Here is a 26,082-nt window from a genome sequence, read left to right as displayed (position 1 = left end):
CTTGGAATTTATAATGTAATGGTGCGAAAGGAGAGACTCGAACTCTCACGGGTCGCCCCGCTGGAACCTAAATCCAGTGCGTCTACCAATTCCGCCACTTTCGCAAATCAGGTTGGATTATCAATCAGTAATTCGGTCTTGTAAAGACTCAGATAAAATCTTTAGCGATAAACCATTTTTTCTCAAATGGGGTGAACGATGGGACTCGAACCCACGACAACCGGGATCACAACCCGGGGCTCTACCAACTGAGCTACGCTCACCATAAAAACTTTTTACCAGAAATTCTTATGAACAAGATCTGGGCTGGCACGCCCGGCAGGATTCGAACCTGCTACCCTCGGCTTAGAAGGCCGATGCTCTATCCAGATGAGCTACGGGCGCATCTTGGTCGGGGTGGAGGGATTCGAACCCCCGACATCCTGCTCCCAAAGCAGGCGCGCTACCAGACTGCGCTACACCCCGTAAAACCCGTCCCAAGGACAGAGCGCAGATAATACTAGGTGCTTTCATCAAGGTCAATATCTTAAATCATTTAATTTTCATTAATTTTATTTAATGTGTGAAGATACTTATTTAGCTTAAACAAATCGATATTTTTTTGAACCATATAGCTGAATGTACATACAAATATTTAGACTCCTACTCCTACTCGTATATTCATCACTTTTCAGCTAGCATTAGTGATTATAATTAATTCCCAATGAATATTATGAAATTTAAACTACTTCCTATCTTCGACAATATGAATTACTTACATAAAAATCACGAACATGTCGTATTGCCAGATATGCGCTTTCAAAATGATTTTAATTACGCTTTAAGTTTTCTGAAAAGTTATACCGGTAGTCAAGGCACATTTAACAGCTACCGTAGAGAAACGGAGCGTTTATTGCAATGGTGCTGGTTAATTAAGCAAGCTGCAATAAACGAATTGAAACGTGATGATATAGAGCAATACATTCATTTTTGCCAAAATCCACCTAAATCATGGATCAGTTTAAAAAAGGTGCCCCGTTTTATTGAAAAAGAAGGAAAACGTATTCCTAATGAAGAATGGAAACCTTTTGTAGTTACCTTAAGTAAATCTGCAATAAAAAATGGACTTAAGCCTGAAATTGATCAATTCAATTTATCTCAAGGGGCTATTCAAGAAATATTTGCTATTTTAAGTACTTTGTTTAATTTTTTAATTGCTGAAGAGTATTTGGCCTCTAATCCGGTCACTCTAATTCGTCAAAAAAGTAAATTTATTCGAAAGAAACAACATAATGCTCCCATACGCAGACTTAGCTTGGTTCAATGGGGAGCAGTATTGGAAGCAGCCGAATCTCTTGCAGAAGAATCCCCCTTGAAGCATGAGCGAACGCGGTTCATGCTGAGCCTGTTGTTTGGTATGTATTTACGCATATCTGAACTGGCAGCAAGTAAACGGTGGATTCCGAGTATGAATGATTTTTCTAAGGACAGTAACGGCCACTGGTGGTTTACTACCGTCGGTAAAGGAAATAAAGAACGACAAATCGCAGTGAGTGATGCCATGTTAGAGAGTTTAATGCGATGGCGTTGTTTCCTAGGCTTGTCCCCTCTTCCCTCTCCAGCTGATAATACACCACTTATCCCCAAGATTCGTGGTAATGGTCCCATGAGTGATACTGCACCACTAAGAAGAATCATTCAGCGCTGTTTTGACTTAGCTGGTGAACAACTAAGAATAAAAGGTCATATTGAGGAAGCAGATAATTTGGCAGCAGCCACTGTCCACTGGTTAAGACATACCGGAATTTCTGAGGACGTTAAAATTCGCCCTCGTGAACATGTACGAGATGATGCTGGCCATAGCTCCAGTGCAACAACTGATCGCTACATTGATATTGAGAAACAGGCCCGCTACAAATCAGCCAGGAAAAAAACGATAGAGCCCGAACCAAGCTAGATATTTTTGTGTTAAAATTAATTCATTTGCAGCTAAAGATTTATCATGCTTACTCTTCGTCAAATTACTCTTAGTCGTGGCACTAAAATTTTATTGGACAAAGTCAATACCACTTTATATGAAAAGCAAAAAATAGGTCTTATCGGTCATAATGGTTGCGGTAAATCAACATTATTTGATTTTTTACTAGGAAAATTAACTCCGGATTTTGGTGAGTTTTTAATTAATCCTCAACTCACGATCAGTCATTTATCTCAGCAATTACCTGACAGCGATGAAAAAGCGTTAGATTTTGTCTTAGGCGGCGATGATAGTTATATGAAGTTACTCCATCGCTTGCACGAAGCAGAAACTATGGGTAATGATGCTGAAGTACTCGCATGTCATGAAGAATTAAGTCATACAGCAGGCTACAGTAAACCAGCCCAAGCAGCTACGATCATGTCTGGACTTGGTTTTAGAGGTGAACAACAACACGCCTCAGTAAATAGTTTTTCCGGAGGCTGGCGAATGCGTTTAAGCCTTGCTCGTTGTTTAATGAAACCAGCTGATTTACTTTTACTGGATGAACCTACGAACCATTTGGACATGGAAGCAATTTTTTGGCTCGAACGTTTTTTGAAGCAAAGTCCCAGCACGATTATTCTTATTTCTCATGACCGAGAATTTCTTGATGCTTTTGTTACTCATATTTTGCATATTGAGAAACAAAAGCTAACTCTTTATAGTGGTAATTACAGTTTTTTTGAAAAAACACATGCACAACAATTGGCTTTACAACAAGCTATGTATGAAAAACAACAAACAAAAATCAATCATATGATGTCTTTTGTAAATCGTTTTAGAGCAAAAGCAACTAAGGCAAAACAGGCGCAAGGACGTCTTAAAGCCATAGAGAGAATGGAAATTATTGCTGCAGCGCAAGTTGACTCACCTTTTTCTTTTGATTTCTTCCCCTGTCCGCGGGCAGGAAATCCATTAATTCAATGTAATATGGTTGATGCAGGGTATCAAACCGAAAAATCTATACTAAAAAGAATTAATCTTTCACTCAACCCTGGCGACCGAGTAGCCCTACTCGGTCCAAATGGTGAAGGAAAGTCAACTTTAATTAAAACATTAACCGGGTTTTTAGCTCCTTTGAATGGTACGATTCACCGTTCAGCACATTTAAAAATTGGCTATTATGCACAACATCAATTAGAACAATTAGACTGTAATTTAAGTCCAGTAGAAACAATTCAAGTTTTGTCGCCTGAAGTACGTGAACAGACAATTCGTGATTTTTTAGGCGGCTTTAATTTTACTGGTGATATGGCAGTACAACCTATAAATCACTTTTCCGGCGGTGAAAAAGCACGCTTGGCTTTAGCGAAACTTGTTTGGCTTAAACCCAATCTGCTCCTGCTTGATGAACCAACAAACCATTTAGATCTTGGGATGCGATCAGCCATTGAGCTTGCACTACAAAGTTATGAAGGTGCGTTAATCCTGATTTCTCATGACCGTCATATGCTCAGAACCAGCGTGGATAATTTTTATCTAATATACCAACAGAAAGTACAAGCTTTTGATGGTGACTTGGATGATTATTATTCTTGGTTACAAACTAAAGATGCCGTTAAAGAAAATACTATTGCCTCAGCGGTAAATGATTATAAAGAGAAGAAAACATTACAAAATCGTCTGAAAAAATTGGAACAATTAATTGAACAATATCAAAATGAAATTTCCAGGCTGGATACCCAACTGGGTGATTCCACTCTGTATGAGGACGATGCTCAGCAAAATAAACTCAATCAATTGGTACAAAAACGCACATCCACTCACTCATCTTTAAATCAAGCTGAAGAAGAATGGTTAGAAATTAGCAGCAGCTTGGAAGATTTGGTGTAGCCGAGGTAATGATCCTATAGAGGAACGAATTTATCCCAGACATTATAGTGAAGACGTTAGGATCAAAAATCCAGAAGATTTCTTTGAGATGATACAAAACCAAACAAGGTTGACTTGATGTTAGTCAGTCTGGAATGTGAAGATTTGGATCATGCTTACATTAGATGTAGATGAAGATGGAGAACCCTACCTTATTGATCCTGACAAGCAATTTTTTTTTGATTTAGATGAAAAAGAGGGTTTTCTTCAAAATGTTCAAGGTTGGATGAGGTTACGAAAATCAATTATTTAAATGGAGGCGTTAATTTTGATTTTAGGGATAAGGTCAATGTCTCAATATGTGTCTTAACTCAAGCAGATGTTGAGTACGGTCCCTGACCTGAGTATGAAAGTGAGTCTTCTCAACATCCGGGTTATCAATAGATAAAACTTTCTACTTACCAGAACGCAACAGTTCTAACATCGACTTTGCAGCCAATTGCTCAGCTTTTCGTCGATTAGATCCTTGACCAAAAGTCTTTTGCTTTGCCCCATTAACAATACAAGTAATATAAAAAATTTGATTGTGTTCATCCCCTTCAATCTTGGTCAAAGTGTACTCAGGAAGAGCAATTTTTTCAGCTTGCAAATATTCCTGCAGCCGAGTTTTGGCATCTTTTAAGCAATCATTTAAATTAGAATCTTCGAGTCTGGAACGATATAGTCCCAGAATGACCTTTTTTACAGGCTCTATTCCACCATCAAGAAAAATTGCTGCAAAAACAGCTTCCATCGCATCTGAAAGGATTGAAGCACGACGAAAACCACCACTCTTCAGTTCTCCCTGCCCTAAAAAAAGAAAATCTCCCAGATCAATTTCTTTTGCCAGCTCAACCAACATCTCGCCTCGAACCAAAAAGGAACGCAAGCGACTTAATTGACCTTCACTTTGGAAAGGAAATCGATGAAACAGTTCATTGGCAATTATAAAACTCAAAATTGAATCTCCAAGGAACTCGAAGCGCTCATAGTTTTCACTGCCTACACTACAATGCGTTAAAGCTTGCTTGAGATAAGCAATATTATTGAATTGATAATTTAATCGTCTGCATAACCTTTCTAAATCAACTTTCACTGCCTGTTATAACCTCTTCAGTATGATCAAAATCAAATAATAAGCTTACATTGTATACTAAAGGCTTAATTACCTGATATTTCAATTTCACTCTAAATTTATTAGCTCCAATGGGCTCAATCATTAACTGATTTCCCTTTAAACTTTCTACCCCATTAATATCCAGACGTTTATCCAAACTACTCTTTAGAGCATTAACATCAACCATGGGGTCGCCGGTTAATGAAGATGGAGATACCTCATTTAATCCTTTTATCGACTTGATAATGGAATAATACTGCAAATAAACTGGAACAACACGCATTACGATCGTTGCTGCCATAATAATAACTACTACTGTAAATAACATCCCTATAAATGTCATTCCCTTTTGTTTGTACATTCGTTATTCCTTTTTACTGGGGGCTATTCCAATTTACTATTGAGGCAAAATGGTGTGATTTTAGAACACCGAAACGCAGCATACATGAAGCATGTGAGTATCTGGGCACATAAAATCATACCATTTTGACTAAGATAGTAGAATTGAAAATAGATCCTAATCGAAGCATTTTACTCTGAAAATAAATACCAAATACTTAAGGGATTAACTTTCCTATTCTTGACCAACGAACGTTATCAGTCTTACCATTCCAACTCATCCAAACCAAAAATGCTTTACCTCGCAAATAGGGCTCAGGTACAAATCCCCAAAATCTGCTGTCAGCACTGTCATCTCGATTATCACCCATCATGAAATAATTTCCTTCGGGTACTACAATATCAAAGTCCACAGCAGGAACATCCATTCGCATGAAAATATTATGCACAGTACCATTTAAATTTTCTTGATATTTAGCAACAGGCTTTCCAGAACTTTCATCAATAGTGTACCCAAGAAAAGTCTGCTTTGCTTCCTTTCCATTAATTGTTAATACCTTATTGTGATAACTAATTTTATCTCCGGGAACTCCTATTACCCTTTTAATATAATCATAGGAAGGGTCAGGTGGCCATCGAAATACAGCGACCTCGCCTGTTTTAGGATCTGAGATTGAAACAACTTTCTTTTCCCAAACAGGAAGCCTTAACCCATAAATAAATTTGTTTACCGCTACGAAATCACCAACAAGCAATGTGGGTTCCAATGATCCCGAAGGAATACGAAAAGGTTCAATGAGGAATGAGCGTAAAATTAAGACAATAAAAAACACAGGAAAAAAGGATCGTGAATATTCAATAATACGATTGGGCTTTTGATCCTCAGTCCGTTTTTTTGACCAGAATATTATGTCTAAAAGGTAAATAAACCCACTGACAAAAGACAGGACAACCAATATTAAAGCAAAATTCATAAATTTATATCCTAATCAAACTTAAATTTTATAATGAGACGTATTAGCATTAATATGCCGCCCTTATATTAGGGTCTGTTTCCATTTCCACTATCTTTGCCAAACTGCACTGCTTTTCCGCGTTCTGATGATCTTATACTCCGTATGTGCTGCGTTTCGGTACTCAAAAATCAGGCCATTTTGGCTCAAGCTGGCGAAATGTATATAGACCTATTTCTTTTTATCCGTTTGAAAAACAGCCATAAAAGCTTCTTGAGGTATCTCCACATGCCCCACTTGCTTCATGCGTTTCTTCCCGGCTTTTTGCTTTTCCAATAATTTTCGTTTTCGGGTCACATCGCCACCGTAACATTTTGCCGTAACGTTTTTACGTAAAGCCTTTACCGTTTGTCTGGCAATAATATGACTGCCTAAGGCCGCTTGAATTGCTACATCAAACATCTGCCGTGGAATCAAATCACGCATTTTATCGGCAATTAGTTTTCCACGGCTATGTGCTGAAGAGCGATGAACAATAACTGAAAGCGCGTCCACTCGTTCACTATTTATCAAGATATCCATTTTCACCAAATCAGCTTCTTGAAAACGTAAAAAATTATAATCCAGTGAAGCATAACCACGACTCACAGATTTTAAGCGGTCAAAAAAGTCAGAAACCACTTCACTCATCGGAATATCATAGGTTACAGAAACCTGGCGACCACTGTAGGTCATATTAACCTGAACACCACGGCGTTCAATACACAAAGTAATAATTGCCCCAAGAAAATCTTGTGGCACCAGTATATTTGCTCTCACAATCGGTTCATACATCTCTTTAATTTGTGGAAGCGGTGGTAGAAGAGATGGATTATCAATCAACAGCGTCTCGCCTTTTTGGGTCAAGATTTGATAAACCACAGTAGGCGCAGTAGATATTAAATCAAGATTATATTCCCTCTCCAGACGTTCCTGCACTATTTCCATGTGCAACATGCCCAAGAAACCACATCGAAAACCAAAACCTAACGCTTCGGAAGATTCAGGCTCATAAAATAATGAGGCATCATTTAAACTTAATTTAGCTAAAGCTTCGCGAAATGCTTCAAAATCATCTGAACTTATAGGAAATAAACCGGCATAAACTTGTGGTTTTACACGCTGAAACCCAGGAAGTGGCTTATCTGCAGAATTTTTTTCCAGAGTAAGTGTATCACCTACCGGAGCACCTTGAATTTCTTTAATTCCAGCTACCAAATAACCTACTTCACCAGCATTTAATACATCGAGCTTAGTACGTTTGGGAGTAAATATGCCTACTTGATCGACTTCATAAGAACGGCCGGTAGACATCACCCTCATTTTATCACCTTTACGTATTGAACCATTTACAATACGAACTAATGAAACCACGCCAAGATAACTATCAAACCATGAATCAATAATCAATGCTTGCAAAGGTTCATTGATATTACCTTCTGGCGGTGGAATATGAGTCACTAAAGCTTCAAGCACATCCTCCACACCCAAACCGCTTTTGGCACTGACTCTTATTGCATCATGTGCATCAAGACCAATAATATCTTCAATTTCTGAGATAACACGTTCTGGTTCAGCTTGTGGTAAATCAATTTTGTTGAGTACAGGTAAAACAGATAATGATTGATCTATGGCAGTGTAACAAACAGCTACCGTTTGTGCTTCCACTCCTTGAGCTGCATCAACAACAAGAATAGCTCCTTCACAAGCCGCTAGAGAACGAGATACCTCATAGCTGAAATCTACGTGTCCTGGCGTATCAATAAAATTCAAGAGATAGGCTTTACCATCTTTTGCTGTATAATTTAACGAAACACACTGAGCTTTAATCGTGATGCCCCGCTCTCGCTCTATATCCATAGAATCAAGTACTTGAGCACTCATTTCACGCTCAGTTAATCCACCACAAATTTGGATAAATCGATCTGCCAAGGTTGATTTACCATGATCGATGTGGGCAATAATTGAAAAATTACGAATTCGCTTTAAATCACTCAACTGAAATAACCTTTTTGTAAATAGCGCATTTTAGCTTAAATATGCGTAGCCTTAAAGTATTTGCTAATACACCGCATTTTTAATAAGATTTAGAATTTAGGTTCATATTATTAGGAGGGGCTATGCGACAAATACCATGCTTGGGGTTTATTGCAATGATACTGCTACTTCTTTCATTCTCAACTTATTCAAATACAGCATTTACTCAAAGAAAAGATGTTCAACTTTTCATCAAAAACATGGTCAAAGAGTATCATTTTAATGCTAAAGAGCTTACACATATAATGAATCAAGTTGTCATTCGACCCGATATCATCGAATCCATGGAAAAGCCTTATGAAAAGAAAAATTGGGATGTTTATAAAGATTTGTTTCTGACCCCTATGCGCGTAAAGGGAGGATTAGACTATTGGATTGCTAACAGAAATGCATTAGAAAAAGCACAAAAAAAATATGGTGTTCCCCCAGAAATTATTATTGCGATTCTAGGTGTGGAAACTTTATACGGAGAACGACAAGGAGAACATAGAGTTCTTGATGCCTTGGCAACATTAGCGTTCAACTACCCCAAACGCGCACCTTATTTCACTAAAGAATTAAAAGAATACCTGCTTCTTTGTCGTGAGCATGGAGTACCTGCAACCCAATACAAGGGTTCTTATGCTGGTGCCATTGGTCAACCACAATTTATGCCAAGCAGTTACCGTAATTTCGCTGTTGATTTTAATCATACAGGCAAACGCGATCTCGTGTCTAACAATGCTGACTCCATAGGAAGTATTGCTAATTATTTCTACCATCATGGCTGGAAACCCGATGATGGAGTTGCCCAATACGCTAAACTAATAGGTACTCACTACAAACGCATTCAGGTCAATCCTAAAAGAGCAAATTATTACTATTCGCAATTAATTGCACATGGAGTTAAACCTGTAACTGCAGCACATAATCATCCTTCCCGTGCCGCATTGATTGAGCTGGTAACTGCTAAAGGACATGAATATTGGATAGCTTATCCTAATTTCTTTGTAATAACCCGTTACAATTCCAGCCCCCAATATGCGCTCGTAGTTTATCTGCTGGCACAACAATTGAAACAACAATGGACCGCAATGAATATAAAAAAACATAGAGCTTATGCTTAGGAATGGATACCCTTTTTCTTTTTGCAAAACATTTTGATGAAGCAGGATGTTTTTGCCTTAAAATAAATGTGGATGGAGCCTTAATTGCTCCACCAGCACGACGTAGTTTTGACGAAATTAAATCATTACAAACTGAATGTAAAACCTTAATTATTGAAACATGCGAATATGTTAGTCTTCTTAATCTGGAGTTATCATGGCTTCCAGAAAGAAAAGCAAGAGCTGCAATTCCTTATGCTTTAGAAGAGAAATTGGCACAACCTGTAGATGAGCTTCATTTCGCTTTTGATAAAGCACGATATCAAAACAATCAATACCTAATAACTGTTATAGGCAAACAGCGAATTCAATATTTAATACAAGTACTCAATGAGAATAACATCGAATTTTCTGCAATTACAGTAGATTGGTTTGCCTTAGAACCACAAGAACTATGTATCAGTGAAACGACATTAATCGTCAATGCAGATGATTTCAAAGGAGCACTTTCCGGGGAATTAGCAGAAATCTATCTAAAAAATCATCCACAATATCAACCCTTACTTTTTGCAGACAGTGCAATCCAAATTGATCCATCATTACCAAAAAGTCAGGAAACATCGTATACCTGGTTTGCTCAAAGAATAGTTAAATCTAAGTTAATGAATCTCTGTCAAGGAGAGATGCAACATGGAAATAAAGTAGATTTAATTAAAAAAGGATATCAGCTAGTTAGCGGCCTGTTTTGTTTTTGGTTAATTTCTCTACTCGTAGTAAATGGGATCAAACTGCATTTATTAAATAAGCAAACTCAAAAAATTGATGAACAAATTGCGGTGATTTATCATGAGTTTTTTCCTGATGCAAAACAAATCATTAGCCCTAAATTTCGCATTGCACAACTGTTAAAAAATAATAATACAGAAGAGCAAAATCGCTTTTGGTTTTTACTAAATCAATTTGCTAAGGCAATGAAAAACGAGCACAATACTCTAGAACAATTGCGCTATCAAAACAAAGTTTTATCTGTGACGATAATCAGTACAGATTTTGCCAGTTTAGAAGAGTTGGAAAACGAATTAAAAAAACTGCAACTCAAAGTAAAACAAACTCAGGCATCGACTCGTGAACAACAAGTTATTGCAACTTTGGAGTTAATGTGAAAGCATATTTAAGCACACTTAATGAAAGAGAAAAGTGGATGCTGATTGGAACTGCGCTGTTTCTTTGCCTTTATGTTTATTACTTGTTTTTATATAGCCCTTTGAGTCAACGAGTTACACAAAAATCAACTCAGTTAGTAGAGAAAGCAGCTACTCTGGAATGGATGCAAAAGATAAGACAGCAAAGTCAAGTAAAGCAAACAAAAAAGAAAGCAGTTGATAACAGTCAACTTTTGACAACACTGGCAACGCAGCTAAAAAATGATCTCACTCTAAAATTCCCCTATCAGTTGCAACAAACTGGCTCAGGAGATATTCAGCTTACTTTTGATGCTGTTGCTTTTAACCTATTTATTACCTGGCTGGAAAAAATAAATCAACACTATGCGATCACGGTGAAACAGTTTGAAGCAGATCGCTCGAAAACCCCAGGAATAACGCGATTAATGATTTTAATTAGCTCAGCATCTAAAATTACATAGCCTCATTTAATTATTTCATTAAAAATAGAGAAATTTCATGTCAAACTTATAGATTGTCTATCATTGGACACTGCTCCAGTTAATCACCGAGGCACTACTTTTAATTTCGGGAGGCAATGCGTTTAATGCTTTTTGTGCTTCTTCTGCTGTGTTGTAAGTTCCGTACACCCCCTTATAACGCGTTTTGCCATCTCGATCATATTTTACTTGAGCTATTCGATCATTTTTGGGTGCTTTATAAAGAACTTGTGCTACTCGAGATGCCTTATCATTTTCTACCAATTCAATAGTATATCCTTGCGGATTTTGACTATTGACCCAACTCTGATCCCTATCCTTAAATGAAGTTGGAGAATGCAATTCTCCAACATAATATGAATTAGGAACCTTAACTTCCTGTTTTTGTTGATATCTATAATCGTAATTAACCATATTGTAGCTCTTCATAGCATAAGGTTCTGTAGTGTCTGTGTATGAATACGCTGGATACGTCATGTAATCACTTTCTTTGGTACAAGAAGAGATTATGAAAGCACCAATTGCTATGAGTGCTAAATTTATTTTCTTATTCATTATCATTCCCCTATTTATAGTTCTTCTTATAGTTCTTCTTGTTTACTCCTTGTCTGTTATATCTACAAATTTAAGAAAAACTTTAGGAAATTGTGTTGTTAACGAACAAATTATGCCTTACAGTAATTGTCTTTTATTTTATATTGCAAAACTTATGTGGACATATCGACGCTCTGGACAAACAAATCAAAGAGGAAATCAGGATCATCGAGATCCTTATGAACGAGACCGAACACGAGTAATTCACTGTCCAGCATTCAGACGACTGCAAAGAAAAACTCAGATTTTAGGGACTGACGAAGGAGATTTTCATCGCACTCGCCTCACACATTCTCTGGAAGTTGATTCGATAGGTCGTAGCATTGTCCACAATCTTTTAATAAACCAAGAAAAACATATTGGACTCGCTGGTTTATTACCTAATGATGATCTCATTTCTGTTATTTGTTTACTGCACGATATTGGTCATCCTCCTTTTGGCCATGGTGGTGAGGTCGCTCTAAATTATATGATGCGCAATTATGGAGGATTTGAAGCAAATGGACAAACTCTGCGATTACTAACTAAAGTAGAAAGCAGCTATGGAACCTACGGTCTTGATTTAACACGGCGTGCGCTACTTGGTATTTTAAAATATCCAGTGAAACGTTCCGCTGTAGCAGCCCCCAAACAACCTCCAGTACATGAGTCCATCCATAAAACCATCAAAATTAATGACTGGTTACCACCTAAAGCATATTTTGATTGCGAACAACCTGAGATTGATTGGTTACTATCACCATTTTCTAATAGTGACAAAGAATTATTTCAATCACTTTCACAAATACCACATAATACAAAATCAGGAAAATCAGCCTATCATAGTTTTGATTGCTCCATTATGGATATTGCAGATGATATTGCTTATGGAGTCCACGATCTTGAAGATGCTATCCATTTACGTCTTATCAACCCTTCTCATCTGGATACAACCGAATTTAGACAATTATTAAACAACACCCTATTAACTGATCGACAAAATCATATAATTGATTCGCTATTTTCTCCAGATCTATATTCAAGAAAACAAACCATAGGGGAAATAGTTAATTATTTTATTACTTCGACGCAAATCATAATAACCAACGAAGATTTTGAGAACAATTTGTTCAAATACAATTTGTCACTCACTCCTGAAGCAAATGCCCTTCTAAATTATTTAAAGCAATGCATCTATAATAATGTCATTGATTCCCAGGAAGCCCGTACTTTTGAATATGGAGGTCAAACAGTTGTACTTAGACTCTTCGATGCTATTAGTTCAAATCCAGGTAGTTTATTAGATAACAAAAATAGAGTTTTATTTAAACAAGCTGAGGATGAAACCTCAGCTTATCGAATTGTATGCGATTATTTGGCCAATATGACAGATGAGTATGCTTATAGAATGCATGAACGGTTGTTTGGATTTAATACAAGAACAATTTTTGAACGACTTTAAGAATTACGTTAAAAAAGAATGGCATGACAGCTATTCCCCAATTATCACATAACGCTTAGCAGGAAATAATAGAATGATCAATTGAATGGCGTCCCCAAGGGGGTTCGAACCCCTGTTACCGCCGTGAAAGGGCAGTGTCCTAGGCCGCTAGACGATGGGGACCTTGAACGTTTTCCCATCAACATCAAAGATGTTGATGGTGGAGCTAGGCGGGATCGAACCGCCGACCTCTTGCATGCCATGCAAGCGCTCTCCCAGCTGAGCTATAACCCCAAAATTAGGTTCGCAGTTTAATGAGCCCCCCAAGATCTGTCAAGTAAATTTTTCACTTTTCCAAAAGAAGTTTATTTTATAATAAAATAATGAGAAATGAGTTTTTTTTCTTTTTACTGATGTTACTTCAAAGAAAGAGTATAGAGTGAATTATTGTGCAACCTACCCCTCTAAAAAAATACTCATTATATGAGTAATTTATTTACATATCGCATTGTATATATTCTTTTTTTTCCATTATAATACGCTTCACCATAAGCGAAATGAGAATACATTCATTGCATTTTTAACACTTAATCTCCAGTTAATAATAACGGTGTATGATTTTTATTTCTTTTGATTCTAGGAGTTTTGCTGTGCCCCAATATTCACAAAATAAATACCTTCAATCCTTACTAGAAAATCTGATTACTTCATACGAAACTGAAATAAACTACACTCCCTTAGAAATTGAACTGGATTCACAACAATTCGCTGAGAAAGATATTGATAGCCTATTCAACTTTATCAACGGCGATCGTAAGCGTCTCTTTATTTTCAAAATTCCAGAAAGTCAGCAGACATCTAATCGTCTCGCACTACTTGCTCGTCGAACAGTATTAAATAAAACAGCAGAAACCCTACTTAAAAATACATCGAATGAACCTAAAATTGACCCATTAAAGTATGCACTGAACTCTAAGTCACCTGCTGTTCGTGCACGAATCCAAATTCAGAGAAGTATTCTTTTACCTAAACCACCAACCGTTCAAAAAGACATTCATCTCGAACAAAGTGAATTTAGAGTAAACCCTGAGCTTACTTTAGTTCCTATTGTATTGCCTGATTTTCCTGAATTAGTCAAACAGCTCAGGGCCTTATGTATTGAATATCTTCAAGAATCAGCTATCCCACTCATAAAAGAACATAGTTATGCCTTTAAAGAGGGTATTATCCCGAGTAATCTTCCCAAAGGATTCTATATTAACAAAGACAAAAAAGCGCTTTGTTATACTGATGCACCGAGAAGGCTCCCTTCTGCGTTAGCTCCTGTACTTAAAAAACTAGAGTCCTTAACTTTACCTTCAGTTGAAGAAGTAACAGCGCTATTCCCTAATCTTCCTCGACAAACTCTTTCTACGCTACTGGAAACTAAATACTCAACTGCTCAAAAAAATATATTGTTCACTTTATTACCCACATATGAAAACGAACTCAAAACATTCTTACTTCAATTGTATCGATCGACTGAGCCGGCCCTCTCTACACAACAGCATGATGAATTCATTATTCCATTTCTTTGCAAACAATATCTACTTGGAGGTGAATCACATACTATTTTATTAGTGAGACTCTTTAATGCCTGTTTGAATAAAAAAATTAATCTTGAGTTTCTCAAAAATCCCGAAGTACAAAATTCATTATTAAGCACTCGCGGAATTAAAAATCTCCAAAAATTAATCCAACTTCCAGCAGAACAAAGAGAATGGTGGAACGAACTGGTTATTAACCATCTTAAATATGATAAAAATAGCTTTGATTTTAATACGTTTTTTGATGCTTATACTCAAATTTTTCTTCCTCGAATTGCAGAAAAAAATCTGACTTTACCCAATCCGTGCCCGATTAACCATCAAGGACATTTGCTTATTACCTTAAATCGGGTGCTGGATGTTATAGAACATGCTAAAAACCCACAGGAGCAGTGTCTTTCTTTGACAGAACTCAATTGGGGGCCAACAGGCGTACATTATGCCATGTTACAAAAACCTGCTTCAGAGCAATTTAAGCAAGTTGCTTCGTGTATGAAAATTGAAAATCCTGAGGACACCCTTACCGATCCTGATCTCATTTATCAACAAATCAACAGCGAAGACCTTGAGCTAAAGCCTTGGTTATTTAGATATATGGGACTGCATTGGAAAGCTGAGATCAGATTATCCGACATCCAAGAACAGCTTCACGAAATTGAGAAACTTGTATCTTGGTCCACAGTTCAAAAAAATCAACTCACTTTTATTTTAACATGCACTTTTGCAGATAAGACTGTACTAAGCCCCATACAATGGAAAGAAACTTTAAAAAATTGCATTCATTCGCTGCAGGAGTTGGATCCAAGTGACCGAAGTGACTTGCTGCAAGCATTTTCAAGGGGCTTTAAATTCAAACCCAGCCCGTCATTTGCACAAATCAATGCATTAATAAAACAATGCATTGAATTCAAAACTGCATTTCCCGATAAAAAATTCAAAGAAGATTTCATTGATCCATTTGTTTCATGTTTGGAAAATGAAGGACTTGAACTACTCAATACACTGCAAGAGCGTATTCAAAAAACGGATCCAGCCCCTGAAGTAAACCAATTTTCTCCGTCAGTTGTTGCATCTTTTGCAGCGATGCTGCAAAAAAATCGTCAGGCCTTCGCTCCAGAGGTGATCAAATTACTCGCGAAACTTAATGAACCCAATTTAACTCAAGAGAATATTGATAATTTATTATTAGCAATTCAAAACGTACAAAATAAAAAAGGTGAGGTTTTTCAGCGAGTTGTATTAAGTACTTTAAGCCAAATCAATCTCTCAAAATCACAAGTATTACCTAAAGTAGAACAAATTCAAGAGCTATTGGATACGCTTGCAAATTCAGCAGAAACTATTCCTGATGAATGTAAAATCTTAGACAAACAAGAAACCTGGTTAAAGGCACTCATCATTGAAATAAACCCTTTCCCAGGTTGTGTACTTGGAAATGGTGATATTTCCAAGCTCGATGACTTAATAGTTGATGCTCTAGTCGATGCGATTAAAAAAAGAAGCGCGATCTTTGACATAAAATCATTAAAAAAAGAACTGCAAGGACATTTGCAAAGTTTCATTGTTCCCAAATCATTACGCGAACAATTGGATCAAGAATTGATGCCACTTTTTGATGCAGTAGACGAATTAGTTACGCTATTACAAGAACCCAGCCCCAAGTTCCCACAGGTTATTGAAAAACTTCGATTTTTCGAAGATAAAAAACCTATATTACTCAATGGAATGTATAACCTCGTCGGAGAAACGAAAGGAGAATATATTTTAAGCTTTTTGCTGACAGGAAAAAGAAAAGCAACCGATCAAACTACAGGGAAAGCTTTAGCTGCTATTTTAGCTCCTGTCCATAACTTAATTGTCTCTCCAATGAAAGCTTTTTTTGAGAATCCTCAGAATAAACTCATTGTTAAAGATTTAGATTTTAATACCTGTCTTTCTTGGATGGCAACTTTTAATGAGACACATTCTTTAACATTCTTTTTCAAAGAAGAACTGATTCAGAAAAAAGTATTACCTGCTTTGAGAAAGACATTACTACAACTGAATACACAGGATCCTGAGTTTGACAAAAGCGTCCTTGCTGACGCTGCAGTAATTGATGAAAATGCCCCTTCTGATCTAACGCTTCAAAACTATAAAGAGAAAATTGAATCGATTGCAAATTATCTCAACTTGCTCATTGATCTCCATGACCGGCTTCCGCAACAATTTAATAAAATATATAAACAGCTTAATACAGGAGCCTTAGCTCGTCTCAATTATAAGCAAAAACAAATTTTAGTTGATCAGCTAATCAAAGAAAGCCCTGACAAGCTGGATCTTTATTTAAGGCTGACAACCCAAGCTTTAGAGGAGCAGCCCCATGCAGATAATACTGCGATTGAACGAGCGGTCAATGGAATAGTTGATCTCTTTAAGTTACCAGATCTTGAGCCAGATACCCAAATTATGTTCTTCAAAATGAGCATGGCTCATAATTTGAAAAATACAACTTCTTTCCCACTTGCGGCATTAAATGACTTCAAAAAATCGGAACTTCCAGACCCGATCAAGTCATCAATTATCAAACAAATTATTCAAATTTTAGGACTCTCTGATACAGATTTAGAACTCATTCAAGGTTTGGTCCATCAGACACAATTATTTTTACCCAATAATCTAGAGCAATCTGAACTTTGCATTGCATTACTTAATAAGGTCTCACAGGCTAACCCTAATCAAGATCTGCGCACCTATCCTCTAACTCTCCAAGAATTAGCTAAACTCAATCTTGATAATAGAACAAAAATTGCTAAGATTTTGATTGGCTTAGCCCAAAATAAAAAAGACTCCACAGTCAACCTACCTGCCTTGCTGGAAGTCGCAAGAGGTTTAGGACGACGTTCTCCTAATGATATAGATAGAGTTCTTAAATTATTTACTACACCCCCTTATCCCAATGCACAAAGTCTCAACTCTACGCTACTTGCGCATGGCTCTGATAAACTTCATGCCTATTGTTTAAGCTTTGATACGAATCCTTTTGCTAAAACCAATGAAAAAAGGGACTTAGCCCAGCAATTTGCAACGGATCGGATAAAATATGCTTTAGAAAATTTGCGCCATTTACTGCATGAAACAGATTTTCCTCATGCATTGCAAATGAAACTAGCAAGACAATTAACTTTTATTGAAACATTAGGCTACACTGACCCATTAAATCCTGGAGATTTTACAGATCTAAAAAATTTAACTGCCTCCTCACGTCAAGATTTAAAAGAAAATGCAAGCACACTCCTTAAACAACTGCGCTCAAATTCTATAGGTCCTGAACAAAGAGAAATAACCCATCTGAAGCTTTTAGCTTATTTAAGAGAAATCTACTTCCGAACTACGGGTTTATTTCCGAATACCACACAAATGCTTGTGCTGTTACTTGCATTACAAGATCCGTCATCCAATTTATTAATGCGTATCAAAACTGGAGAAGGAAAAAGCATTAATACCCCAATGCTTTCTGTTTTGCAGTGGGCACAAGGCGGTACTGTTGTTCAATGGACAGCCAATCCAACACTACTGGCTCGAGATTATGAAAACAACTGTGAACCTTTTTTTAATTTTTTGGGGATTCCGTCTGCACTCATTCAAGGGAATATCCCTACTGAAGCATTTCAACTGGATGGAATCAACTGCTCCACAGTTGAAGATATGGCCAGTTTCCATTTAGCGGCTAAAATAGCCAAAAAAGAAAAACTACTTAAAACTAATGGCCCAGTGCATATTGTTTTAGACGAATGTGATGATGCACTTTTAGACCAATTAACACTTTATAAATTGGTTGCAGAAGCTGAAACCGCTCATACCGAAAACCCTGCTCAATGGATTTATCCACTAGCCTACCAATTCATTAATTTACCAGCATATCGCAATGTTGATCCGGCACGAAGTGAAGTTTGGGATGAAGATGAAGATTTGGATCAATTCCGATTGTTTCTTAACAAACAAATTAATGAACAATTTAACGGTGACGTTGATAAACAAAATTATTTGATGGCATCAAGTAATACACAGCTGAAACAATGGATACATGCCAGTGGTGTCGCTGCAACTCTGATTGAAAACAAGCATTTCATAACTCAACCTGTTAAAGAAAAGGATGAAGCCGGCCATGAAATTACTAAAAAAATTGCCTGTGTTCCTCTAATTCGCAGTATCCCTAAAGCAGGCTCAATTTTCACTGAAGCAGTACAACAGGCTTTACAGGCCCGACTCAAAGCTGAATGTAAAGATCAAGCTCAATATATTTTTATTGATCCGGTTCCTTCTGTACTTGCCAGTCAATCTGCACAAGGGTTAATTAAATTTTTTCAAAAAACTTTAGGGCGTTTGCTTGGAGTTTCAGCAACTCCGGGAGATAAACGCGAGCTGGAAAGTTTAGATACATCACTGGGAACCCAAGCAATTAGTATCGCGCCTCATGCTGGTGACAAACGCATCGATCATGATCCAATTTTTACTTTAGATCGTGAACAAACCATCAAAGCAATACATCAGACATTTGATAAAATCAAATGTCCTATTACACCAACCACGATGACAATTGATCCTAATGAAGAGATTCAAACCTACGAGGAATATGAAAATTTAATTGCTAAAAGAAAAAATGCTATTGAAGAATGGAGTCGCAAGCAAACTCAACCCATCCTTATTATTAATGAAGATTTTGATGAAGCACAGACAATCGGCAATAGTTTAAATATATATAAAAAACAAGGACTTAAAATTCAGATTATTACCGGTAAGGAAACCCCTAGTGAACTGGATAAAATCATTAAGCAAGCAGGTCAAGTCAATACCATAACTGTAGGTACAGCAATGCTTGCAAAAGGAATAGACATCAAGACAGATCATCCTAAAGGTTTATTTGTAATACAAACTTATCTTGATACAGAGAGAATGACCACTCAGATTCCTGGTCGTACTGCTCGTAATGGAAAGCCCGGTGAATGGTTGCCAATTTATCAAGTAAAACCACCTGAAGATCTACTCAATAAGTTTTTTTATTATGTTTTCCCATGGACTCGACAACATATTAATGAACATGCGATTGAAGTATTAAGAGAGAAAATCCAATTACAAGCAACAGTTGACAGAATATACACTCAGAGTATCGATGAAGCACAACAAGTCTTAATGCAACAAATTGAAGCATGGGAAAGCTTAATCCTTGAGCTCTATCCTGATGATCCCAAAATACAATTCGAGCTCTATCAATGGCGTGAAACACTGTTGAACGAATTGACTCGCGCACAAGATCCAAATGTATCTCAAAGTTCTCTTAATGAGAGTATTGCTCAGTTTAAAAAATCTGCTTGCAAACTTTGGGAATCTGCACGAGAGGGAAAATGGGCAGCTAAGGCAGAAACGGCAGTTCATATGAGTCATGAACAATCCCTAAGGTTTAAGTATTTAAAGCAATTGGATTTCATTCAAGAATTAAATATTCAAGTAAAGCTGCGACAAAAAAGCAAACCATTTACTACTGGAATAAAAGCATTAATGCACCAAAATCTTGAAACAGTGATTGCAGATAAAGCAGGAGCAGTTCTAGAATATACTAAGCCCGCTGGTCAAGAAAAAAGTGATTTGGAATTGGCACAAAGCAAGCAAATTTTACCTCATTTGATTGGAGATTTTTGCGCTGTTTATCCAGAAGCTATAAAAGTTTTTTTCCCTAAAAATACATCACAAAATTCCTCCTTTATCCCTGAAATAGTTAGAACAGTAATTAATAAGTTAATCGAACAAAAAAATAAGGTATTACACCGCAAAGAAAAACAAGAAGTTACTGAAAGTATCATTCAATTTTATCAAAAAAAATTAATGACCGCCGAGGGCAAAGAAATTCAGGAATTATTAGCCCAGATCAGGCCCTTAATTATAGATCATTGCACTGATTTGACGAGGTTTTCGCTCGTCGAACAATTTAAAATGCAAGGCTTAGTCCTTACTTTTTCTACCCTTTATCGAAACTTAGGCTTACCTGAAGATCCAAATTTAAATAACTTACAAAAGGCATATAACGAAAAAATTATGAAAAAACTGGCCCAACATTTACTCAATGAATTTGCTTGGGTACATGAAAATCCAGTTCCCTTCCATGCTCTCTGCGAACGTACTGTAGCCAAAAAAGCTGCTTTGAATATTTATAACTTAGCTGAAGAGTTAATCAATTCACCTCAGGATAAAGACAAAACTCAACAACTCTATACAGCACTTCAGCATCACAGAGTCATTTTAAAAGATAAATATCTGTTTTCAATAAGTCACTCATCACCTCGAAATGTGATTAATGATGCTTTAGATGCCATTGATTCATTAAATAATGCGCCATATTGTGATCTTGACTTTAGACAAAAATGTCATGATAAGGCAGTTGCAGAACACCAAATTACTGTATTTCGTAGATTGTTAACAAATACCTCTCCTTATTTTTTCAATACTTATGATCCTACATGGGAGCATATGAAAAAAACACTACTCGAAATATGCCGCCAAAGCGAAGGCAATCCAAGTCATATTGTGCATGAATTGTATGAGGCAGCCGTACGTTTTAGCTCGTATAAAGCATATCATCCCTATTTAAGTCAACTTAATACTTTGAAAAAACAACTTTCACACTCTATAGAAGAACTGGATAAAGCCGATGGACTGAATCAAGACGCTCAAGAAAGTCTGTTTGCGCAAAAACAGAATCAATTGGCTACCTTATTGAAAGTAAATCCAAAACAGGTACGCATTCAAAGTGGTAGTGATGGTATGCAATCCTACATAGAACTACAAGTTGAAGATGCACCATTGCAAGAAGATTTTACTGGATATCAATCCACCTTCCTAGCCCGAGTAGAAGCAGAACGAAGTGAGCTCAGAAAGTTTCGCTCAGCTCTTGAGGAAAATAAAGATGCTCTTCTTATGTTAGCCAATGTACAAATAATTGAAATCCTTCCTGCGCAAAAACGTCCTGCATTTGAGAAATTATTTAGATTAAAAGGACTTTTAACTCTTGATTGGAATGTAGATTTTGATCGCAGCGAACTCCCCGATTTAATTCGACAAAAACTGGAAGATGCAGATGAGTTGAAGCGTTGGAATTGGAAAATAAATTCTGTAGATCAAAGTCGACTCAATATGATTTTTGGTAAAGAACCTGATATAAGTATTGTTAACTCTATTGATGAACAATCAAGAATCCAAAATGAGCTTGATAAAATTAAAGCAAGGATACAGAATGTTAATGAACAAATTCGTCTCAAACTTGAAGACATAACAGCTACAGAAAATATCATTAAAGCAGCAGATCAACGCATGCAAGAAGATGACTGTGGTTACTTTGAAAAAGGAAGCTTAATGGGTAAAAAATTGCTTCAACAAAGATCTATCCGTTCCTTTCAAGGCGAACTTGAACGACTATCGGATGATTTAGCTTCTATTAAAGAAAAAGAAAGAGAGTGTATGGATGCATTAAGTGATCATAATGTAAGGTTAGATAGAAAAAGAACTGAACTTATAGAAAAATTCCTTATCCAAATCAAACAGGATCTTACATCTTATCTCGATGAAACATCCAAACAATACGTCGCAGGAATAGAGAAAGAGCTTTTGGAAACCGAGCCAGCTATTGAGAAAATTGAAAAGGAAGAGATCCAAAAAACACGTTATCAAACACGGCGATTCTTCAAAACAAGTGAGCTGTTACGTTATGAAGCGAGCTTAGTTGGTGAAGAAGAAGAAATTCCAGCAAAAAGTGATAGGATAGCCCCCTCAGCTGTACATAATGAACAAGAAAATACAGGGGTTTTAGTCTATTAGTAATGGAAACTCTGAAAATAACTGTTTGTTTAAAACCATTGACAACAATTTAATAATGATGATAAAAAAACTCACCCAAACTGATTAGGCATAATAATGATTAAATTTTACACTTTTCTTTTGCTGGGTTTAATTGCTGGAACGAGTTTTGCAAAACCGTGCGGCAGTATACATAGAAGTTGTTTAAAACTCAAAAATCAACATTCTAAATCTGCTAAAATTGAATGTAATTGGCTGAATGAAGTAACCTCTTCGGGACACTCACAGGGATCCACTCAATTAGATTTAGGTTATGGTGACGGCCTTGGAGCTCCAGAACCGCGACAAGTTTCTTGCAAGTTAACGACTGGACAGACCAAGCAAGTTTTTGAATTTCATAATCCTTATTGGGGCTCGTTAATCGAATTTAATCTGGTCTCTGAAAAACAGCTTGAAGTACACATCACGGATGGGTGGAGTTCCAGAGAAACACGGTACACATTTAGCTGGTAATTCTAATAGAGCAGATCTCGTGTTTGGTATTTACTCGAATGGTTATGTTTTAGTGCAGAAACATTTTTTTCTATGTAAGCGCAGCATACCATCAGTGTGTGTATTGATTAGGAAAATTTTCACAAGATGCGTCAAATACAGCGGTTCCCTGATAGAGACTGAGCATTTATGATAATTCATGTAACGTAGCCTGCACGTTATCCAGGCTACGAAATCTTCAGCGGATCCTGACGGTAAAATTTAACGAGTAAATCATAAATCTCAGGATAATAGTGTCTGATTATTTCGGGGTTTTCAAAAAATAATTCAGAAAATACAGCAAAAAATTCAGCTGGCGATGTAATAGCATAAGGATCGATTGGAATAGAGTCATCTCGTTGAATACGACTTACCAAATCATCATAGCCCTTGTTAAAAATCTCAGTCCAATGCTGCGCGGACATTTCTTTATGGAGAGGAGGAAATCCATTCGCTCCACCGTTTCGCATATCCAATTTATGGGCAAACTCATGAATCACCACATTACGCCCACTTACTCCACCATGATGTAATGCATCGTCCCAAGAAATAATAACTGGTCCACGCTGCCATGACTCTCCGCTTAAATTCGATCTTCCCAAATGCTCTACCCCAAACTCATCGATTATCATACTGTCATGTGAGTATGCTCCGGGATATATTACGACTGAAACCCAGCCATCATACCAATCGAATCCAAGATTCAGAATGGGAATACACGCCTGCAAAGCGATATTTAATTGCATGGCTGGAGTTATTTGCAGGCCGCCAACCCCTTCCAACGATTTGTAATAAAGAAATAAAATAGCTAATTGCTTAAGTCTTATTTTTTCTTGCTCATTCAAACGTTGCAGCAAAGATAAATTTTGAAATGCTTCACTCCACTCTTCATCCGTTATAACTGAGTGGCGTACTATACGTTCGTACCACCATTTCTTTAACCAGTGAAACATGATGATAACCTTACTGTGACTAAAGAATAAACATATTTTTTAAAAATTTTAGGAAATTAACATCCTGTATCCATCTTCTCCAAATTCATGTTCCGCTACTTGATTAAGATTTAATTCTTTAGCTTGGCTATTAAAATGAGTCGAATCATTTCAGAGCTCTAGATTTTACCCTAATTTAACTCAAGAAATAAATTCCAATGTTCGATGAATAATGGATTCAAATAGTAAGCACTAAATGCATCGCAAATCACACCTATCCTCATTTATATCAACGTCTCTCTCGTAGTGCAATATCTCGGCATCTTCAGGAACTGCGGTACCTGCAGCAAGTACCGTGGCAACAGAGCGGGTAACGACAGAGAGTATGCTGTGAGGAAAGCTAATAATCGCCAATAGAGCACTAATTGCAGTGGTTAAAAGAGCAATACCGGAAAAAAATAATGCATAACCAGCAAACTGAAGCGCATTATCTCGAAGCTTTGGAGCACTAAATAAGGCACTCCCAGCAGCAACAAGCAAAGCCCCCATACAAAAAGCAGCTGAAGCAACAAAAGCAAATGCAGAAAATCCTGCGGTAACTATACCCGCTAGTGGATATACACCAGGAGCAATTAACTCTCCTGCAAATTCATAGCCATTTTTATAAGGAGTAAAAAAGCCTGGACGATTTCTATAAGTGGTGATTGCTCTTCGGGTGTTCTCCGCGACGGTTCTCCCTTCAAAAATGTCATTTACTTCTTTTTCGCCAATTAAATAAAGCATAAGATCATTCCTCATTTTGATCTAAAAACAACTTTAGTTCAATTAAATACTAACTGATTAAGAAAAAACATTAAAATAACACTATACTAATAAAAAAACGCTTTTCCACCGTATTTCAATGAGTTTCACCCAGGAGAGATATATGGAAATAAAGACTTTTCAATTCCTTAAAGATAAAGGATGGAGTTTGAAAGAGTTTCCTGATCTTGATTCAGAAAGTACCCTGGTTCTTATTTTTGCAGCTCCAGAATTTCTGGATTTTCAAGAGCCAATAATTCAATTGACTGGCTTTTACTCGAAATCCAAAATCATAGGTTGCTCTACTGCTGGTGAAATTTTAAATGATCATCTTTTTGACCACAGTATTTCAGTTGCGGTGGTTAAATTCGCAAAAACCTCATTAAAAATCGCAAAAGCTGAAGTAAGTCACAGCAAAGAATCCAAGAATACAGGCAAACTAATCTCTGAACAGTTAAAAGCAGACAATCTGCACAGCATTTTTATTCTGTCTGATGGACTTAATGTAAATGGTTCTGAATTAGTAAAAGGTCTAAATTCAACTAATAACATTGCTCAACTAATAATGACTGGTGGTTTAGCTGGCGATGGCAGTAATTTCAAGAAAACATGGACTATTTTAAATAATGAAATCCTTGATCATTATGTCGTTGCAGTAGGATTTTACGGTTCTGATATTCATGTTGGCCATGCCTCTAAGGGAGGATGGGATATTTTTGGTCCCGTTCGTCGAATTACCCGCTCTGAATCGAATGTATTATACGAACTTGATTATCAACCTGCATTACAACTTTATAAAGAATACTTAGGGGAAAAAGCTTCTGAGTTACCTTCATCAGGATTGCTTTATCCATTGGCTATTAGTAACCCTGCAACATCTGATAATGTCCAATTGGTTCGTACTATTCTAGCAATTAATGAGAAAGAGCAATCCCTAGTGTTTGCGGGAGATATTCCAATGGGATGGCATGCGCAATTGATGAGAGCAAATTTTGATCGATTAATTGATAGCGCTAACGAAGCGGGTTTGCTTGCAAATAAATTGATGTTAAACGACAGCTTAGAAAAATTAGGACCTGTTCTAGCTATTGATATCAGTTGTGTAGGCAGAAGACTGCTTTTGGGTGAACGAACAGAAGAAGAAATCGAATCTACTATGTCCGCCTTGCCGTCAGGTTCAACTCAAGTAGGCTTTTACTCGTATGGTGAATTATCCCCATTTACTGTAGGGAATTGCGAATTGCATAACCAAACGATGACGATTACAACTATTTATGAGACATAAACATTTAATGTTTAAAGTAAGAT

17 protein-coding genes and 6 tRNA genes are annotated in these 26,082 nt (G+C 36.9%); 10 read left to right on the top strand and 13 right to left on the bottom strand.

What is annotated here, in order from left to right; genetic code table 11:
* Positions 1-19: 19 nt before the first annotated feature.
* The 4 genes from Ltuc_RS04380 to Ltuc_RS04365 form a co-directional block, all read right to left on the bottom strand.
* Positions 20-104, bottom strand: a tRNA-Leu gene (locus tag Ltuc_RS04380).
* An 83-nt stretch (positions 105-187) separates the two neighbouring features.
* Positions 188-263 (bottom strand) — tRNA-His (locus Ltuc_RS04375).
* Positions 264-307: 44 nt separating this feature from the next.
* Positions 308-384: transfer RNA gene (locus Ltuc_RS04370), tRNA-Arg, on the bottom strand.
* Between the two features lie 4 nt (positions 385-388).
* Positions 389-465: transfer RNA gene (locus Ltuc_RS04365), tRNA-Pro, on the bottom strand.
* A gap of 247 nt (positions 466-712) precedes the next feature.
* Here Ltuc_RS04365 and Ltuc_RS04360 point away from each other — a divergent pair.
* From Ltuc_RS04360 to Ltuc_RS15270, 3 genes are all read left to right on the top strand, one after another.
* On the top strand, positions 713-1,936 hold the full coding sequence (locus Ltuc_RS04360; RefSeq protein ID WP_058520100.1) for a tyrosine-type recombinase/integrase: 1,224 nt from the start codon (positions 713-715) through the stop codon (positions 1,934-1,936).
* Positions 1,937-1,981: 45 nt separating this feature from the next.
* On the top strand, positions 1,982-3,832 hold the full coding sequence (locus tag Ltuc_RS04355) for an ABC-F family ATP-binding cassette domain-containing protein (protein ID WP_058520099.1): 1,851 nt from the start codon (positions 1,982-1,984) through the stop codon (positions 3,830-3,832).
* 151 nt (positions 3,833-3,983) lie between these two features.
* Complete coding sequence (locus tag Ltuc_RS15270) at positions 3,984-4,124, top strand: hypothetical protein (protein WP_157064597.1); 141 nt, start codon at positions 3,984-3,986, stop codon at positions 4,122-4,124.
* A gap of 141 nt (positions 4,125-4,265) precedes the next feature.
* On the opposite strand, the gene rnc is transcribed toward Ltuc_RS15270, so the two are convergent.
* The 4 genes from rnc to lepA all read right to left on the bottom strand — a co-directional run bounded on the left by rnc (position 4,266) and on the right by lepA (position 8,296).
* The gene (rnc, locus tag Ltuc_RS04350; protein ID WP_058520098.1) at positions 4,266-4,946 is read right to left on the bottom strand and encodes a ribonuclease III; all 681 of its coding nucleotides are present in this window, start codon (positions 4,944-4,946) and stop codon (positions 4,266-4,268) included.
* On the bottom strand, positions 4,936-5,328 hold the full coding sequence (locus Ltuc_RS04345; RefSeq protein WP_058520097.1) for a DUF4845 domain-containing protein: 393 nt from the start codon (positions 5,326-5,328) through the stop codon (positions 4,936-4,938). The genes rnc and Ltuc_RS04345 overlap by 11 nt, the downstream gene beginning before the upstream one ends.
* 196 nt (positions 5,329-5,524) lie before the next feature.
* On the bottom strand, positions 5,525-6,280 hold the full coding sequence (gene lepB, locus Ltuc_RS04340) for a signal peptidase I (RefSeq protein WP_058520096.1): 756 nt from the start codon (positions 6,278-6,280) through the stop codon (positions 5,525-5,527).
* 210 nt (positions 6,281-6,490) lie between these two features.
* Positions 6,491-8,296 (bottom strand): translation elongation factor 4, encoded by a 1,806-nt coding sequence (lepA, locus tag Ltuc_RS04335; protein ID WP_058520095.1) that lies wholly within the window; start codon positions 8,294-8,296, stop codon positions 6,491-6,493.
* 122 nt (positions 8,297-8,418) lie between these two features.
* Here lepA and mltB point away from each other — a divergent pair, with 122 nt between their 5' ends.
* From mltB to lspM, 3 genes are read left to right on the top strand one after another with little or no spacing between them, the layout of a single operon-like run.
* Positions 8,419-9,441 (top strand): lytic murein transglycosylase B, encoded by a 1,023-nt coding sequence (gene mltB / locus Ltuc_RS04330; protein ID WP_058520094.1) that lies wholly within the window; start codon positions 8,419-8,421, stop codon positions 9,439-9,441.
* A gap of 2 nt (positions 9,442-9,443) precedes the next feature.
* Entirely contained in the window at positions 9,444-10,583 is a 1,140-nt protein-coding gene (gene gspL / locus Ltuc_RS04325) for a type II secretion system protein GspL (RefSeq protein ID WP_058520093.1), read from the top strand.
* Positions 10,580-11,065, top strand: coding sequence for a GspM family type II secretion system protein LspM (lspM, locus tag Ltuc_RS04320; protein ID WP_058520092.1), 486 nt, complete (start codon positions 10,580-10,582; stop codon positions 11,063-11,065). Before gspL ends, lspM begins: the two co-directional genes overlap by 4 nt.
* Positions 11,066-11,125: 60 nt before the next feature.
* Here lspM and Ltuc_RS04315 read toward each other — a convergent pair whose 3' ends face one another.
* Positions 11,126-11,638, bottom strand: a complete 513-nt coding sequence (locus tag Ltuc_RS04315; RefSeq protein WP_058520091.1) for an SPOR domain-containing protein — start codon at positions 11,636-11,638, stop codon at positions 11,126-11,128.
* A gap of 154 nt (positions 11,639-11,792) precedes the next feature.
* Between Ltuc_RS04315 and Ltuc_RS04310 the strand changes: the two genes are divergently transcribed.
* Entirely contained in the window at positions 11,793-13,118 is a 1,326-nt protein-coding gene (locus tag Ltuc_RS04310; RefSeq protein WP_058521602.1) for an anti-phage deoxyguanosine triphosphatase, read from the top strand.
* Positions 13,119-13,204: 86 nt separating this feature from the next.
* Here the strand turns inward: Ltuc_RS04310 and Ltuc_RS04305 are convergent.
* Positions 13,205-13,280, bottom strand: a tRNA-Glu gene (locus Ltuc_RS04305).
* 35 nt (positions 13,281-13,315) lie between these two features.
* Positions 13,316-13,391, bottom strand: a tRNA-Ala gene (locus tag Ltuc_RS04300).
* A 356-nt stretch (positions 13,392-13,747) separates the two neighbouring features.
* Here Ltuc_RS04300 and Ltuc_RS04295 point away from each other — a divergent pair.
* Together Ltuc_RS04295 and Ltuc_RS04290 are read left to right on the top strand one after the other, a co-directional pair.
* Positions 13,748-22,531 carry a hypothetical protein gene (locus Ltuc_RS04295; protein WP_083498038.1) on the top strand — a complete coding sequence of 2,928 codons (8,784 nt, stop codon included), beginning with the start codon at positions 13,748-13,750 and terminating at the stop codon, positions 22,529-22,531.
* Between the two features lie 96 nt (positions 22,532-22,627).
* Positions 22,628-23,023: a hypothetical protein gene (locus tag Ltuc_RS04290; RefSeq protein ID WP_058520090.1), complete on the top strand. Its 396-nt coding sequence runs from the start codon at positions 22,628-22,630 to the stop codon at positions 23,021-23,023.
* A 206-nt stretch (positions 23,024-23,229) separates the two neighbouring features.
* Here the strand turns inward: Ltuc_RS04290 and Ltuc_RS04285 are convergent, their stop codons facing one another.
* Both Ltuc_RS04285 and Ltuc_RS04280 read right to left on the bottom strand, forming a co-directional pair.
* Complete coding sequence (locus Ltuc_RS04285; RefSeq protein WP_058520089.1) at positions 23,230-23,994, bottom strand: M90 family metallopeptidase; 765 nt, start codon at positions 23,992-23,994, stop codon at positions 23,230-23,232.
* A 231-nt stretch (positions 23,995-24,225) separates the two neighbouring features.
* Complete coding sequence (locus tag Ltuc_RS04280; protein WP_058520088.1) at positions 24,226-24,756, bottom strand: hypothetical protein; 531 nt, start codon at positions 24,754-24,756, stop codon at positions 24,226-24,228.
* 142 nt (positions 24,757-24,898) lie between these two features.
* Here Ltuc_RS04280 and Ltuc_RS04275 point away from each other — a divergent pair, with 142 nt between their 5' ends.
* Positions 24,899-26,059 carry an FIST signal transduction protein gene (locus Ltuc_RS04275; protein ID WP_058520087.1) on the top strand — a complete coding sequence of 387 codons (1,161 nt, stop codon included), beginning with the start codon at positions 24,899-24,901 and terminating at the stop codon, positions 26,057-26,059.
* The last annotated feature ends 23 nt before the right edge of the window (positions 26,060-26,082 follow it).

This window comes from Legionella tucsonensis (assembly GCF_001468035.1).
GTDB lineage: Bacteria > Pseudomonadota > Gammaproteobacteria > Legionellales > Legionellaceae > Legionella > Legionella tucsonensis.
The sequence above is the reverse complement of the archived record's forward strand: the minus strand, read 5'-3'. Positions and strand labels throughout refer to the sequence as shown.